A 15,301-nucleotide genomic window follows, 5' to 3' on the forward strand; every position below is an offset into this window, starting at 1 on the left:
GGAAAAACCTCACTTCCCCTCAATCTCACAAATAACTGCTACTGTCTTCTGCAAAAGTGCATCCTTTCCTTCAATCCGTGCCACGTCACGAATTGCTTCAAGGGTGTGTACACTCTCCTCCAGAAAACTCAGAATATCGGCAGGATATATTTCTACCCCGTAGTCATCCAACAGCACCTCGCTGATCTGCCGGTGATCCAGCCCAAGCTGACGGAATTCAAGAATTTTCAACGCAAATTTTCTTTCCGGGCACCCACACTGCGGTGAACCCTTACAGTTACATTCCAGAAAATCTTTGTAAAAAAGAATAATCTGTGACCGCAGGTTGCGGTCAAGGGAATCATAATCCAGAGATGAAACCAGGATGTCCATGAATGCCCCGTTAAAGGCAAAATCGGGCACACGGTATCCTGCTATCTTCTGAAGTTTTTTTGCATTCCGAAATCTGGCCTTTGCGGCGATCAAATTCCTTCTCCAAACTGCTCTTCGAAATTCTTAAGGGTCTTGAGTGCATTGCCCATCTCATCAACCTCAATCAGCCAGTCATCAAAGAGTGTCGGGTCATCCAGGTCACCACGGAGATATTTTCCACAGCACGACCCTCCCTGAATAACAAGGGCGCCAATCGTCGCTGCTGTCTTCAGGGCCTCTTCAGCCTGGTCATCACCCAGCGTCCTGCCATATTTAACAAGGTCTTTTACCTCACCTGTGACACCGCCAATGATGACCTCCTTGCATGCGGCAAAGAGCACTAAAAAGCGCATCTGGACACCAGAGATAATATCGGCAAGGTCACTCTCCGGAAGGGGACCCATGACAATCTCCTCAACCTCTTCGACCTTCTGTCTGGCTGCATCTCCGCTATAATTCCCAAGAAGGAACAATTTGATGATTTTCAGGACAGAGACATTGATATCTTCGGTGAAATTATTGAGCGACTGCAACCCTTCCGGCATCTCTTCTGAATCTTCATCGTAATCAAAACTCATCTCCTCAAGCGTCTTAATCCAGTTGTCCCACCGTTCCTGTGTATAAAAATAGTATAGGACTGACTGTGGTTCTACTTTCTCCTTTTTTTTCCTCGCCATAGTTAATACTCAATTGTTTATCTGCGCTATTAGTGTTTTCGCGTTGCCTTTTTTATGGACGCTTCACCAGGTAACAATCTACTTCACTTGTCGGTGCCAATGTATCCCCATCATTGCCTGCTACGCAACAGGCGAACAGAGAGGAGTGGAATACTAAATGGAGATAAAAGAGGCTGTGATGGTACGGTATGGTGAGCTCTTCCTGAAGAGCGAGCCGGTCATGAAATACTATATTAATACCCTGACAAAGAACCTGACCGCAGCGATTGAAGCAGAAGGAATGGAATGTTCGATAGAACAGTTCAGGGGGAGAATCATCATCACCGGAGATAAGCCCGACATAATTGCAGGGGCTGCATCCCGGGTATTTGGTATCGTCGGCGTCAGCAAATGTATCATTACACCGCCGGACAGGGAAATCATTGAGGAGACCGCAGCCCGGCTTGCCGCAGAGAAACTTACTCCCGGCATGTCATTTGCTGTCCGGGCAAAACGTTCCGGTATGGAAGGATTTACCAGCCAGGAGATGGGCGCATCGACCGGGGCACGGATCTTCGAAAGATCTCCGGGCATCAGTGTAGACCTGACATCACCGGACTATGAGATCTTTGCGGAGGCCAGGGCATTTGGTGGAATTGTTTATGACAGCCAGATCACAGGGCCGGGTGGTCTTCCGCTGGGGACACAGGGGCCATTCCTCTCGCTCCTCTCTGCAGGGCTGGACTCACCTGTCGCCACCTGGATGATGATGCGACGGGGGTGTGTCCCTGTCTACCTCCACTGTGATGGGGGCCGATATGCCGGACGTGACGTATGTTCCACAGCAGAAAAAAATCTGGCAGTTCTTTCTACCTGGTGCCCCGGACGGACCGTCCGGATGGCCGTCATTCCTCTGGAATCATTCTACGATGCACTTGTTGCATCAGGCATTCTCAAGACACGATGCATTCTCTGTAAACGCTTCATGCTCCGGGTGGCAGCAGCCTTCGCCCGGCAGGAGAACCTGTCTGCAATTGTGATGGGTGACAACATCGGACAGGTAGCCACACAGACTCTCGCAAATCTCGGGGTAATACAGGAAGTGATGCCTCCGGATATACCCCTCCTGCGCCCGCTCCTGACCTATGACAAGGATGAAATCGTTATCCGTGCCCGGATGATCGGAACCTTCCGTGACAATGCGGGGGATCTTGGCTGTATGATCGTTCCGAAGCATCCCTCTACTGCAGCAAAGAAGGAAGAGATTGCCGCCGATGAATTACGCATTCCACTCGATGACATTCTGCAAGACGCCCTCGCACATATCACCGTCATTCAGGCCCGCAATGGGAAAATCATTGAACAGAATCCATCAGATTGATTCCCGAATCCTCCGGCAGATCACCGTTTATTTACCAAACTGAAAATCACCAGCTCCACATCTCTCTTTATTCAGACATATTTGATATCCACAGCAGCTCTCATCCAGAGGAGAGATGGTGGACAAACGAAGGAGAGCTTTATTGATAGCCAGATTTATTCCAAATACGAAAAAGAAAAGAATATTTGAAGAAATACAGACTCAGATTAATTCTGCATTATAGGAGATTATAGTACCGTAAGATCGTTTTCACGGGCAATCTCCTGGAATGCCCTGCACACATGTGATATCTGTGCCTCGTTGAGCCCATAGGTATTGAATTTCCAGACACGGGTTGAACCGGGAATCACGCCAATGATACCTTTCTTCTTTAATGACTGCGAGAGGAAGAAACCCTTTTTCTTATGGGTTTTGGCAACAGTATCAAAGGAATCCATCGTATTGATTCTCGTGAGGGTGTGTTCACGCGGCATGTCACTTTCCACCTGTGTCCCCTCAATCGCACAGAGTGCATCAACAACCCTGTTACTGTTTTCCACTTCACGGTCCCAGTGCAGGACACGCTCTTTGACTGCCGGGAAAGATGCCATCAGGCCAACAACGGTCACACCCATCAGCGTGCACCCCATCATCTCAACTTCCTTGATGCCAAACGTACGGCCGGTGATATCTCCAACCGACTGTGTCGTCCGGAAGACAATATCTGCATATTCACTGGTTGTCGCAACAAGCCCGGAGGGCGCCGGTGCAGCCATACTTTTATGGCCGGAACCGATGACAAAGTCCACACCCAGTGCCTTCCCGTCGACCGGCATGATACCAACACTGTAGGCCCCGTTTAAGAGAACCGGGATGTCATACTGGTGAGCCACCTTTGCGATCTCTGCAATCTCATGAACGTTGCCATACTGGTAGTCCACATGTTCAACAAAGAGAATGGACGGTGCCTTCCCCGCCTCACGGGTGACCTCCTCTATGCGTGCAGCAGCATTGTCTGCAGTGATATGATTATGCTCATCTTTTGGAATCTCGTGAATATCCGCACCTGCCTGTTCAAGTGAGACAAATTCCGTGTAATGCGAAAGAGCCGTCAGGAGAACAGGATCCCCTTTCTCAACGATTGAACTTGCCACTGCCTGAAACCCACGCCTTGCACCGGGGACCAGACGGACGGCGTCCATGTTCAGCCATTCAGCACAGTCACGATGAAACTCTGCAATCGGGGGTTTATTGATATAGTCCAGGCGGAACGGTTTGAGACAGTTATCGCATACAGAGTATCCATCAGAATACGCTATAGCTGCCTTTTGTGCATCAACAGTCAGACGACCTCCTGCCTGAATGGGATCAATATTAATGTAGAGCTCTTCCACATCACGGGTATCGATGGTTGCGGTGCACTTCATCAGCTCAGTTCCTCCTCAAGTATTGTCACCTGTTTTTTTAATTTTTCAATCGCCATTCCGGCACGAACTCTCTGATCATCATCGAGTTCGTGGACAGGTGCTGTCTCCCGCAGAATAAACCGAATATCTGTGAGAAGATACAGCGCCTGAAACAGGGCATCTACCGCACGTCTTGACATCTGCTAACCTGCCTATTCCTCTTTATCTAATGCGTAATAAACCAGACAGAATTATTGGCACCATCCCTTCCTACCAATACCGTCCCTGCCATGGGCAAAGGATATAGAATACATACCCTTAAGAAACATTTCCAAGTAATTATCCCGACAGGAGAAATATTCGAATGCGCAAGGTTCAGATCCCTTCAATGCTCAGAGATCTCGTCTCTTCAGCAGTATTATCAGCCGATGGAATCACATTCACCCGGCTTGATGACTGCCCATACTGCGGCGGACCGGTAAAGGGCCATGACATGCGCCGCAAACGGTTTGCAACAGTAAGAAATAAGAACGGCAAGCAGACGGTGCACGTATTTGTGAAGAGATATCACTGCGAAGCGTGTGGAAGACTCTGCTATGCAGAGTCACCATTCTATCACGATACCAGAATGGGAATCCCAATCGTTGACCTCTGTAATGCCCTGATTCAGGAGCACCCATATCATCATGCGGCCCGAATTCTTGAATCGCTTGGTATCGTGGTCGATAGGGGTACACTCAGAAACTATGCACAACGCACGTTTCCCCAGCCCGATGTTATTGAAATGTATGGGGTGCCGATCCCTCTCTCCATCCTGAATATGAATGAACAGTCATTCAGAGGAGACGAGACGGGTACCATCCCAAGGACAGAACTCCTCCGAACCGGTGGTCTCCCACCCACAGCACGGGCACTTCTTTTTGCGATGCAGGGGAGCGGCCAACGGAATCAGCGGAATAAATAGCAGGAAAAAGAAAAAGGGGAGCCCTGCCAGATAGCACAGCAGGGTCACCGCAAGCGAACCTGCAAGAAGAAGAATGCTCAGGCTTTTGCGTTTCGTTTTGCCACCTCCCGCACAGCAAATGCGGGAAATGCATCCGTTATAATCCCATAGATATCTGACAGATTCCTGCCGCCGAATGTCTCTGTGAGAAGTTCTGACCCAATGCCTGCACAGATAAGATCCGGCATTGTCCCACTATCAGAAACACGCATAATCTCCGCTTCAATAACTGACCGCTGTTCATCCCAGAATGCAGCAGCCACTGCACGTGCATTTTCCTCCCCAATTTCTGAAAGATCAGAACAGACCATCCGCGAAAGCCGCTGCAAAGACTCGGTAATCATGACACCCGCACCATCCGGCGTGGGCACTGCATAATTGACCTTGTTGATATGCCCCATCACGAGATGTACATCGGCGCTGATGGCAAAGAGTTCGTTTGCAACCAGTGTTCGTGTTGCACCCCCATCCAGATACACCTCCCGTAAAAGCGATGCAACCGGTGCCCGCAGAAGGCCGGTGTATACGAGCATCCCACACTGCAGGCGATCCAGATCACGCAGAGAGAGAAGGCGATCAAAAGAAGCAAGAGGAATGATATCGGTCGTCGTGCTCCCCATATCAACAAAGACCGATTCCGGGAATGCATCGCGCAGAAAATCAGCTGATGCCAGCCAGTTGGCTGCTGCCAGAGCCATACAGGGAGTGGTATGAAATTCCCCATCGGTTCCGTAAAACTGTGCATCCGGAATGGCCGCAAGCACCGCATTGACAATAAAAGCAATACCCGCTTCCTTCGAGGGAAAACCATCTGCCAGTTCCCCGCTCATCACCACCGCAGCCTTCCGGCCGGCATATGGTTGCAAGAGTTCAGTTATTGGTGATTCCTTCCAGAGCGGACAGTAATGGATGATGACATCATCCCCATCCACAATCTTCAGATTTGCTCCACCAACATCAATGCCAATCACAGCACCGTCACCATCCCGTCCTTATCGTAACGCGCCGTCCCCATCAGATGAACGGATTCAGGAATATCCCCTTTTGATGCACGAACCAGTATCTCTGCAATTTCCTCATCCATCACTGCAGAAAGCCCAATTATACTTGAGGTGGGCCGCGGATTCACATCCACGACATAGATATCATCGCCGACAATGACATCAACACCCGCATATCCCTGGCAGCCAAGTACCGTAGCCGCTTTAATCGCGGTTGCAATAATTTCATCTCTGCGGGGATGGTCCACACCAACTTCACCGCCCTCGAACGCCACCATACCATCACCAATACGCAGATACTGGCGGTTCAGAGAAAGTACCAGAGGTGGGCGCCCGCTGTAGAATGAACAGGCATTTCCAACATACCGGCTGATCACGAGGCTCACACTCATGTGCTCACCTTCGATGAACTCCTGACCAAATTCACCGGGTCCGGGCTCTTCATCTGCAATACGCATATTCAGAGCACCCGCCCCCTGTTTTTCCTTAATTACCCGAACACCTTCGTTCTTCTCTTTCGGCACAGCGATTCCCTGTGCGGTGAGAATTGCCCCGGCATGCGGTTTATTTGAACAGATAGCACAATTGAGACTTCCACACCCAATACTGTGGCAGTTGTCTTCCAATATCTTAGAATATTTTCCAAGCAGATGATCCGGCGCAATAACAAGCCCCACATCCGCGAGGGGAGCAAGGCGCCTGAGTTCTGCTTCAAAATCCCCGGACTCCGGAGTTATCACATCATATCCTGACCGGATGAAACTCTCTTTTAAGACAGAGAGCATTGCATTTCCTTCCGGTGCAAGTGCAGGATTATGAAATACCGTATATTCTGCAAGAAGAGCCAGCATTGTATAATGTATGCATCTTCGGAAAAGAAGAGAGTGCCGATCGAACTCTTTTTGTAGCCATGATACCTCATTTTCACCCAGACAAATGAGACCAAAAATACTCCTCACAAACGATGACGGCGTCACGTCTGAAGGGCTGTGGGCAGCCTATGATGCACTCGCTTCTTTTGCAGATGTAACCGTTGTCGCCCCATCAAGCCAGCAGAGTGCCGTTGGCCGTTCCATATCAATTTTTGAACCCATACGGGTCACAAAAATTCCCATACACAACACTGAGGCATATTCGGTGGGTGGAAAACCAACTGATTCAGTGATCATTGGCATCTACTCACTGAATCTGAACCCTGACCTTGTGGTAAGCGGCATCAATATCGGAGAAAATCTTTCCTACGAGTCCATTATGACATCAGGGACTGTCGGGGCGGCACTGGAGGCATCTAACCAGGGAGTCCCATCCATCGCCTTCTCACTCGAAGTCGAGGACCAGGGTAAGAAATTTGACGACCCACGGTATTCTGAACAGAATTTTGGCGCGGCAAAAACAGCCATCATAGATATCTGTCAAAAACTCCTGAAAAACGGATTTCCCCAGGACACCGATGTTGTCAACGTAAATATCCCGTCTGAGGTGACCGGCGGTTATGAGATCACTCATCTGGCAGAGAAACTCTTCTTCACGGGTGTTGAAGAACGCATTGACCCACGGGGAAGACCATATTACTGGATCAACGGTCCGCTCTGTTCGGACGCAGAGGTAGGGACAGATGTGCATGCCATCCATGAAGGACGCATTTCAATCACCCCTATAACCCTAGACTCAACCGCATATCCAGGCAAAAATGGCCTTGAAAACCTATTTTATGAGGATATATCCTGAGAATCCTCAGGATTATCCACATCTGTCTCATCGGCATACGGAAAGAGAGTTCCTGACCATACCAGCCAGCCTGCCGCGATAAATACCGGCACCCCCACCGGAATCGCAAACCCACCACTGGATGAAAACGTAGGGCCATACTGGGCAATCAGTGCCAAAAGATACAAAAACCCCGCACCCATGATACAGATCCCACCGCGACGGGGGGAATACCAACCTCGTATCCGGGACGGGATTGCGATAAAAAAGAGTCCGAAAGACCCGAAAATGACACCCGCAGTCCAAAAAACAGGCATGAGTGCACTCCTGCCAGTGATGCTGCCCTCCAATACATACTGGAGATCCCGGATAATTGTAATCACATTCGCACCCATATAGGTCTCCTGATACCGAAAGAGTGGAAACTGCACACCGGCACCCATCATCGAACCAATGACATAAATTGAGACCGGGACACAGAAGATCAGAACTGCAAGGCCCGCAAGGAACCATTCACGGTGTTCGTATATGTCTCTAGCTGACCAATCAGTTATCATATGCCCCCATATTGACCGTTCAGACGGGCCAGTGCCTCTTCCATTACAATTCTGGTTTTTTCATATTCTTCCCGTTTCAGGGCGGCTTCAATCAGAGGCACATACGCCGCAAGACACATCTGCCCAAGTGCACGGGCAGCTGACGCACGAACAAACTCATTCTCGTCTTCCAGAAGGGGAGCAACTGCATCGGCAGCCTTAGCATGAAATAAATTACCCAGCCCTTTTGCTGCCATGTATCTCACATGGTCTTTTCGATCCTTCAGAGCAGGGATAAGAAGAACAGATGCCGCATCGTCCCCAATAACACCCAATGCTTCTGCAGCACGGTAGCGTACCGTCCATTCTTCATCCGTGATAAGCACTGCAAGATACTTCACAGCATCACTGCCAACGCAGCAGAAAAGTTCCATTCCCCGATTTCGGATATTTTTCTGGGGTGAGCGTAGAAGGAGAGAAATTTCAGGGATCACATCTTCAACAGGAAAATCCTTAATCCTGGATTCAGCCGAATTCCTCAGACTATCATCTTCAGAAAGCAGATCTTCAATGAGATCTTCAACCGGATTTATCGGCACCATGATAACTATCATTTGAACGATTGGAACAAAAACATCTCGGTTTTTGAAGTAGAAACATCACCGCTATATATTAAATTTGCCAAATAATGTACAGCGTAACGTTATCGAAATATATATTATGGAATGGTATGAATGAAAATCCAAAAAACTAAACAGATCGCCCTCATATTTGCAGTTATTGCAGCCATTCTTTTTATCGGGCTCGCATTTGAAGGAAAAGCAGGGATTGCTTTATTCAATAATACCTCACAAAAGGAAATCGTATCAAATTCCGAAGAACCAATTACCTATATTATATCCAACCTGACCCGACCAGCTGAAGTCGAAATTACAGAAGAGGATATTCAGCGTATTCCAAAGGTGGAAGGAACTGTGCAGTCGAACGGCATCGGGAATTCTTCGGAGTATGAAGAAGTCATTCTTTCCACATTCCTTCAGGCCACTGACCAGTTTTCCGGTGCAGGAAAGGGTATGGATAGCTATAATATCAAAACATTTGACCTGTTAACCGACCCCGACTTCGCAGACCCCCTCTTCCTTAGCCGTGAAAAAGGAGTGAAAGTTACCATCGCCATTAATAGTTCTCCGGGAGTCCTTGAAAACACCTATTGGGGATACCTGACCGATGCCTCCGTCATTGCACATAAAATATATCATAGTACAGCAGGCCCAAACACCGGATATCTGACTGTATCATACATCAATGAAGGGAGAGAATCACCAAAGTTACAGGTTTCACTTACCGCCAAAGATGCAAAAGCATTTTCCGACCAGTGGACAGAAAACACCTATCTCCCATTGACTGTATGGTCTGCAGCAACTATCGATTCATCCGCAGGTATTGTCCCATATGAAAATATTGACACGGCCATACCTGCACCCGAGGGAATCAAATCTCTCTCTTCAGATACCGCTTCAACCAGCGGTATAACAGATGAATATAATCTGTATGTATCAAAAAACGATCTGAAAGAACTTCTTGGCAGTTATAGTATTGAGATGCAGGACCACATCCAGACAATTTCCAGCTACTCTACCAAATCTGATTTCCAGGGAATGGCAGATGCATCAAAAGAGATGATTTCGCGGGCTACAGAGATCGAAGAGGAGATCGCTCAACTACCAATTAACCCAAAATTCATTGATGCGGCAGACGATTTTCTGGAAGGACTGAGAAATTACCGTTACGCAGGTACCTATTTCTGGTATGGTGCAACATTTACTGAGACTGAACCCGTCGAAACAGGCAACAATTATGTTCAGCAGGGATTTTTAAACAATAACGATGCACTCGAAGCACTGGACATGGAAACCATTGAAAATGAAATGCTTGAACTGCCCAATGGAAACCTCTTCCCGGATGCAAAATACCTGTATGAAAATTACGAGTATCAGGACAGCAATCAGAGAAACGATATATCAGTGAAACTCAGTGCACTGACCTGCACAAATATGTATGTCCTCTCACAGGACGGAGAAAAAGAAAAGAATCTCGCAGGATATGGATATATGTATATATTCCCGGTTATTGAGGTGCACCACCTTGGATACCGGGGCAGCGGCTCCTCCCGTATCACCATTCCCGACACTGATGATTTTTCCGTCATTTACAACGGAGAGGAATACTCAGACATCACCCCCTCGCCATATGTTGGCCGGACACTCGACACGGCTACATATGTAGACCCGGCAGGACACCCATACTACAAGATGACACTGGACAGAAAGGAAGAATTTGAAGGAATACTGGTCTTTAAGGTACCGCAGGACTTTGACCGAGAAAAGGCATATCTTGCACTTGATCTGGGCGACGAGAAAGTAATCTGGCACATGACGCCACGCTAACCCCCCTTTTTATATGACCCATTACTGAAGTGTGGAAAAAGATCCCCAAATACTTCTCATATAAATTATGCCGGTTTTTCTGGCTTTCGTCCGTATTTTTTTCATATATCAGGTCATAGAGCTGCAGGACACATGAAAGACCACCGGAAAACGGGATCGCAAGAAATGATTTCTTATCTCCATCCACATATACCATGTCACATACCTGAGTAATTGGAGGAAGAGAGCCTCTTGTTCCCCCTCTTTTCTTAGTAGAAACGAAGACAATTTTATTGCAACGACATTGACGGGACAATAGCTTACAGGATTATTGATTCAGCGTATACTGATGCGCCTGTATGAAAGTAATGACCTTTTTTACCATACAATTCGCAGACCAAAACGTCAGGCAGAAAAAGTCGTCATCCCACGTTTGCTATTGAAACGATTACCACAGAAATGGTACATCTCCTCTATCTGACCCGGAAAATTCATTTCGTGGCGGATGAACCTCGTTGCAGGAATAGCTGTGCGGTTTATTCAATTACAGAACGCATTCTGTTCGCGAGATCAGCATACAATGAATAATCTGCCCGCCACCCCATCCCCTTTTCCGCAGGAGAATACTGGTAATTACCAGATAGTCGGATAAATTCATTGGAAGACAAACAGGACAAAAAGTCAACTATCCAAAAAAATCTCAGAAAAACAAGATACGCCCAGGACGGAATTCGAATCCGTGTCGCAGCCGTGACAGGGCTGCATGATAGGCCCCTACACTACCTGGGCATTTTGCACACACAAAGGACAAATCCCGCCTCCCGGAGTCGAACCGGGGACATCGCGGTAGCCGCGCAGTTACCGTCAACCGGCAAACTATACTACAGCCGCGCACTCTACCAGTCTGAGTTAAGGCGGGTTCTGCGCCGTGGTGCTCTACAATATATGACACCGATTGACTTAAAGTTTGCCATTTGAGCCAGAATAAGAGCCATTTCATCAAACCCAACCATTAAATCCGCGCCCGACATATAGATAGACCATGTCTCAGAAACATCAAGAGACCAGGACAGTCGCAGGAGATGCGGCAGGTCGCTTTCTTCGGCGATTCGAAGCGTATTCAGAATAGAGTAACCGTTTTTGATACCACCCTCAGGGATGGTGAACAGACACCAGGCGTGTCATTTACCCGTGATGAAAAAATAACCATTGCACATCAGCTTTCAGACATAGGAGTCCATACCATTGAAGCCGGATTCCCTGCATCGTCTGCCGATGAGAAAGCTTTTGTACGGGAGATTGTATCAGAAGGGCTGGAAAGCAGGATTTGCGGCCTCGCACGCGCACGAAAGGCGGATGTGGAGGCATGCGCCAGCTGCGGTGTCGACACCATACATGTATTCATTCCAACATCAGAAGTGCAGCGCGTGCATACCATACGAAAAACCCACGAGGAAGTCATTGACATCACACAGTCAATTGTTCGCTTTGCACGCGACCATGCAGACCATGTGATGTTTTCTGCGATGGATGCGACACGCACCGGGTTAAAGGAACTTACCGAAGTATACAATGCAGCAGTGGATGCCGGGGCAACGATTCTCAATGTACCCGACACCGTTGGAGTGGCATCTCCCACATCCATGAAAGCACTGATCTCAAACCTTGCAGATTCTGTCGCCTGCCCGCTGGATGTGCACTGCCATAACGACTTCGGGATGGCAGTTGCAAACACCATCTCTGCTGTTGAAGGCGGAGCCTCACAAGTACAGGTGACCGTTAACGGAATTGGTGAGCGGGCTGGCAATGCCGACATCGCACAGACAGTAATGGCACTGGAGTGCATATACGGAGTCAAAACAGGAATTAACACCGAAAAACTTGTTGAGACCTCGCGGATGGTTTCACGCATCTCAGAGATCTCCATAGGGCTCACACAGCCGGTCGTAGGAGACAATGCATTTGCCCATGAAAGCGGAATCCACTCACAGGGAGTGCTCGCAGAAACCAGTACCTTTGAACCCGGCATTATGACACCAGAGATGGTCGGCCACCGCAGACGACTGAAACTGGGCAAACATGTCGGCCGTCATGCCGTCGCACGGATGCTCTCTGACGCACACATCATTGCAAAAGAGACTGAACTGGACGAGATCGTTGCGAAGGTCAAAGAGATTTCAAACCGCGGCAGAAAAGTTACAGAAAACGACCTCTACGAAATTGCAGAAACAATCATTGGCGAAGCAGGTATCGAAAAGACGATCTTCCTTGATGACATCACCATAATCAATGGAAACCACGTTCTGGCAACTGCGACAGTAAAAGCACACGTAGACGGCGAAGAAGCCATTTGCTGCAGAATCGGAAACGGACCTGTCGATGCTGCAATGAAAGCAGTTGTCGGCATCGTTCCCGAAGAACTGACGTTAAAGGAGTTTTCAGTATCCGCCATATCAGGAGGGAGTGATGCTATCGGCCACGTATCAATTGCCGTCGAGGACGCAAAAGGCAGAGTCTATGATGCAGGAGCCTCATCGGACGATATTGTTCTGGCATCCACAGAGGCGATGGTTAATGCACTGAACCTGATATACAGGCTGAAAAAAGAAGAATAATCAGTTTACAGAGGGTGCCCCGGCACCCTCAAGCGCACCCTTTATCTGACTCTGCAGCTGCTCAAACTTTGTGGTGAGAGCTTTTTCCTGCCGCTCAAGGGATTTTATTCTGAGTTCAAATGTCTCAATTTTCTCTGCCAGATCTGTGGTGACCTTTTCACGATCCTGCTTCATCATTACAGACCCGATGGTGACATACACATCTGAATCATCAGAAAGACCTTCCAGCTCTGTTTCTGCCTTCCGGGCCTCTTTTGCCATCATCTCAAACTGTGCTTTCTGCTGAACAATGGTTCCAAGCTGCTGCTGGACCTGCTGGATCATTGCAATCTGATTCTGAACTTTTGGTGGAACTGCATTCATTTCAATACTTCCTGCATCTCTTCTGCAATCATAATTATCCGAAGATATGAATTCACTGCGGCCCTGAGTGCGGATATATCCTCACCTTCCACAGAGAGAAGGAGCCTCCCATCCGGTTCGCGATGGAGCGAAGCGCACGAACGCCCCAGATCCTCCATCTCCGGAAGTGCAGCTGCATACACAACATCAGGACAATCTGTCCGGATGCGAAACACCGCTTTGTGTTTCCTGTGGGATCTGTGCAATTTTGAGGACATAGCCTTTCCCCTGCGTTCCGTGGAACATAATCTCATTCACACCGATATCAGTGAGAGTAATATCAAGGCATTCAGCCATTTCACGATACACACGCTCACTACCGGTACGAAGTCCCCTCACAAGGGGAACATCACGGCGGGAAACCGTAAATCCGGAGAGTAGCATCTCGGATACCGGATCACCGGAGACATATGTCTCAACGAGAGTTTTTCTCCCCCTTCGGGAGACGATCATAACGACATCTCCCCAGGATAAAACCTCATCGACCCCTGCCTTGCCCCGAGGGGTGTATTTTCCCCCAAGGGCAAACGCAAGATCCTTTCCCAGAGTCCGCAGTTCAGGAGCTGGTTTCCGCGACGTTGTAACAAGCGTCATCGGGCCTTGAGGGATTTTATCCCTGCCCCGCGCTCTTTAAAGAGAATACGGTGACCACAGTAAGGACAACGGACATTGACGTCTATTTCAACCCTCTGTTTGCACCGGGCACACTTGTATCCAGACATGACGGAGTCTCTACTCCTTGATCAGTGAACGTTCAATCGTACGAAGTGCAACTTTCAGATTCGGTGTCTGCGGCACATATGCACCACCGGCAAACTTGAAACCACACTTACGGCATTCCCATATCCCAGTCCCCTTGCGGGCAACTGCCTGTGTATCACAGCGTGGACAGACATGTTTCGCGCGCGAAACTTTCTCTACCTCGTTGACACGCTTTCGGATAAATCTGCCATAGCGTGGCCCAAATCTGCCTGCACTTCCTGTAATACGACCTTTTGCTCTCTGGTTTCTCTTTTTAGCCATGTAATATTGCCCCTGATATGTCTGTATATATTTTCGCTCAACCTTTATTAATCCTGATCAAGAATCTTCACTTCACCGTCCCCTTTGGTGAGACGATTGATGAGAGAATAGAATTCCTCCTGGATGCCCGCAGGGATGCGGACAACACAGATCCATGATCCATCATTCTGCCATTGGTCCTTCTCAATCGTTGTTGCCGAATGAAGTTCACCATACGCCTTTGGCGCATAATCAGCAGGAATTTTCACTGCAAACTTCATCTCAGCAAACTTGATCGGTATCAATGGCCGCAATGCCTTTACGACATCCTTGACCTGCTCATCAACATGTTTGAACGGGTCAATATTGACCTTCGCCTCCTCCATTGCCATCTCAATACGCTGAGGAGGGTGGGGAAGTTTTGTCTGAGGGTTGATGGCATTCCGGGAGATGAATGTCACAACCTGTTTCCGCTTATCCTCAATCATCCGTTTCCGCTGTTCAGCGGTCAGGTGAATTTCTCCCTTCTTGATAATCCGCTCGGCAACCGACTCAAACTGAACCGTGTCAAAGACCTTTTTGAGCATCTCTTCAGGTGCCTTTTCAGCTTTTGACGCATTTTCAAAGACATACAGTGCTGCCACCGCATCCTCTATCGGAATATCCTCACCATGCCGGATATCAGCTGCCATTTCAGGATCTACAAGAATTTCAAACCGTTCCCCATGGCTCTCAAGCCGTGCGACAACTGCCTGATCAAGCGGAATCATATCTCA

At 48.5% G+C, this 15,301-nt stretch carries 19 protein-coding genes and 2 tRNA genes; 5 read left to right on the forward strand and 16 right to left on the reverse strand.

The window, feature by feature from the left end; all coding sequences use genetic code 11:
* Positions 1-9: 9 nt before the first annotated feature.
* The gene (locus OU421_RS01730; protein WP_268186870.1) at positions 10-465 is read right to left on the reverse strand and encodes a DUF5814 domain-containing protein; all 456 of its coding nucleotides are present in this window, start codon (positions 463-465) and stop codon (positions 10-12) included.
* A complete protein-coding gene (locus tag OU421_RS01735; protein ID WP_268186871.1) occupies positions 462-1,088 on the reverse strand; it encodes a DUF2150 family protein in 627 nt (208 codons plus the stop codon). The genes OU421_RS01730 and OU421_RS01735 overlap by 4 nt, the downstream gene beginning before the upstream one ends.
* A 157-nt stretch (positions 1,089-1,245) precedes the next feature.
* Here OU421_RS01735 and OU421_RS01740 point away from each other — a divergent pair, with 157 nt between their 5' ends.
* Positions 1,246-2,448, forward strand: a complete 1,203-nt coding sequence (locus OU421_RS01740) for a tRNA sulfurtransferase (RefSeq protein ID WP_268186872.1) — start codon at positions 1,246-1,248, stop codon at positions 2,446-2,448.
* A gap of 227 nt (positions 2,449-2,675) precedes the next feature.
* Here the strand turns inward: OU421_RS01740 and pscS are convergent, their stop codons facing one another.
* The gene (gene pscS, locus OU421_RS01745) at positions 2,676-3,854 is read right to left on the reverse strand and encodes an O-phospho-L-seryl-tRNA:Cys-tRNA synthase (RefSeq protein ID WP_268186873.1); all 1,179 of its coding nucleotides are present in this window, start codon (positions 3,852-3,854) and stop codon (positions 2,676-2,678) included.
* The gene (locus OU421_RS01750; protein ID WP_268186874.1) at positions 3,854-4,033 is read right to left on the reverse strand and encodes a hypothetical protein; all 180 of its coding nucleotides are present in this window, start codon (positions 4,031-4,033) and stop codon (positions 3,854-3,856) included. The genes pscS and OU421_RS01750 overlap by 1 nt, the downstream gene beginning before the upstream one ends.
* Positions 4,034-4,197: 164 nt before the next feature.
* Here OU421_RS01750 and OU421_RS01755 point away from each other — a divergent pair, with 164 nt between their 5' ends.
* Positions 4,198-4,797, forward strand: a complete 600-nt coding sequence (locus tag OU421_RS01755; RefSeq protein WP_268186875.1) for a hypothetical protein — start codon at positions 4,198-4,200, stop codon at positions 4,795-4,797.
* A 77-nt stretch (positions 4,798-4,874) separates the two neighbouring features.
* Here OU421_RS01755 and OU421_RS01760 read toward each other — a convergent pair whose 3' ends face one another.
* Entirely contained in the window at positions 4,875-5,807 is a 933-nt protein-coding gene (locus OU421_RS01760; RefSeq protein WP_268186876.1) for a hydantoinase/oxoprolinase family protein, read from the reverse strand.
* Positions 5,804-6,688 (reverse strand): ATP-grasp domain-containing protein, encoded by an 885-nt coding sequence (locus OU421_RS01765; protein ID WP_268186877.1) that lies wholly within the window; start codon positions 6,686-6,688, stop codon positions 5,804-5,806. The genes OU421_RS01760 and OU421_RS01765 overlap by 4 nt, the downstream gene beginning before the upstream one ends.
* Positions 6,689-6,773: 85 nt before the next feature.
* Between OU421_RS01765 and surE the strand changes: the two genes are divergently transcribed.
* The gene (gene surE, locus OU421_RS01770; protein ID WP_268186878.1) at positions 6,774-7,565 is read left to right on the forward strand and encodes a 5'/3'-nucleotidase SurE; all 792 of its coding nucleotides are present in this window, start codon (positions 6,774-6,776) and stop codon (positions 7,563-7,565) included.
* On the opposite strand, the gene OU421_RS01775 is transcribed toward surE, so the two are convergent.
* Together OU421_RS01775 and OU421_RS01780 are read right to left on the reverse strand one after the other, a co-directional pair.
* Entirely contained in the window at positions 7,547-8,101 is a 555-nt protein-coding gene (locus OU421_RS01775) for a hypothetical protein (RefSeq protein ID WP_268186880.1), read from the reverse strand. The genes surE and OU421_RS01775 overlap by 19 nt on opposite strands.
* Positions 8,098-8,694, reverse strand: coding sequence for a HEAT repeat domain-containing protein (locus tag OU421_RS01780; protein ID WP_268186882.1), 597 nt, complete (start codon positions 8,692-8,694; stop codon positions 8,098-8,100). The genes OU421_RS01775 and OU421_RS01780 overlap by 4 nt, the downstream gene beginning before the upstream one ends.
* 120 nt (positions 8,695-8,814) lie before the next feature.
* Between OU421_RS01780 and OU421_RS01785 the strand changes: the two genes are divergently transcribed.
* Entirely contained in the window at positions 8,815-10,527 is a 1,713-nt protein-coding gene (locus OU421_RS01785) for a hypothetical protein (protein WP_268186883.1), read from the forward strand.
* 695 nt (positions 10,528-11,222) lie between these two features.
* Here OU421_RS01785 and OU421_RS01790 read toward each other — a convergent pair.
* Both OU421_RS01790 and OU421_RS01795 read right to left on the reverse strand, forming a co-directional pair.
* Positions 11,223-11,295: transfer RNA gene (locus OU421_RS01790), tRNA-Asp, on the reverse strand.
* 23 nt (positions 11,296-11,318) lie between these two features.
* Positions 11,319-11,425: transfer RNA gene (locus tag OU421_RS01795), tRNA-Tyr, on the reverse strand.
* Positions 11,426-11,588: 163 nt separating this feature from the next.
* Between OU421_RS01795 and OU421_RS01800 the strand changes: the two genes are divergently transcribed.
* Positions 11,589-13,121 carry a 2-isopropylmalate synthase gene (locus tag OU421_RS01800; protein WP_268186884.1) on the forward strand — a complete coding sequence of 511 codons (1,533 nt, stop codon included), beginning with the start codon at positions 11,589-11,591 and terminating at the stop codon, positions 13,119-13,121.
* On the opposite strand, the gene OU421_RS01805 is transcribed toward OU421_RS01800, so the two are convergent.
* Genes OU421_RS01805 through OU421_RS01830 form a run of 6 tightly spaced genes read right to left on the reverse strand, consistent with a single transcriptional unit; the run spans position 13,122 to position 15,295 of the window.
* The gene (locus OU421_RS01805; protein WP_268186885.1) at positions 13,122-13,484 is read right to left on the reverse strand and encodes a prefoldin subunit beta; all 363 of its coding nucleotides are present in this window, start codon (positions 13,482-13,484) and stop codon (positions 13,122-13,124) included.
* The gene (locus OU421_RS01810) at positions 13,481-13,666 is read right to left on the reverse strand and encodes a KEOPS complex subunit Pcc1 (protein ID WP_268186886.1); all 186 of its coding nucleotides are present in this window, start codon (positions 13,664-13,666) and stop codon (positions 13,481-13,483) included. Before OU421_RS01810 ends, OU421_RS01805 begins: the two co-directional genes overlap by 4 nt.
* A gap of 4 nt (positions 13,667-13,670) precedes the next feature.
* Positions 13,671-14,117, reverse strand: a complete 447-nt coding sequence (locus OU421_RS01815; RefSeq protein WP_268186888.1) for a Brix domain-containing protein — start codon at positions 14,115-14,117, stop codon at positions 13,671-13,673.
* Positions 14,114-14,245: a DNA-directed RNA polymerase subunit P gene (locus tag OU421_RS01820; protein WP_268186889.1), complete on the reverse strand. Its 132-nt coding sequence runs from the start codon at positions 14,243-14,245 to the stop codon at positions 14,114-14,116. The genes OU421_RS01815 and OU421_RS01820 overlap by 4 nt, the downstream gene beginning before the upstream one ends.
* Before the next feature lie 10 nt (positions 14,246-14,255).
* Complete coding sequence (locus OU421_RS01825; protein ID WP_268186890.1) at positions 14,256-14,546, reverse strand: 50S ribosomal protein L37ae; 291 nt, start codon at positions 14,544-14,546, stop codon at positions 14,256-14,258.
* A 47-nt stretch (positions 14,547-14,593) separates the two neighbouring features.
* Positions 14,594-15,295, reverse strand: coding sequence for a ribosome assembly factor SBDS (locus OU421_RS01830; protein ID WP_268186891.1), 702 nt, complete (start codon positions 15,293-15,295; stop codon positions 14,594-14,596).
* Positions 15,296-15,301: the final 6 nt, after the last annotated feature.

Source organism: Methanogenium organophilum, from assembly GCF_026684035.1.
In the GTDB taxonomy this organism is placed as follows: Archaea; Halobacteriota; Methanomicrobia; order Methanomicrobiales; family Methanomicrobiaceae; genus Methanogenium; species Methanogenium organophilum.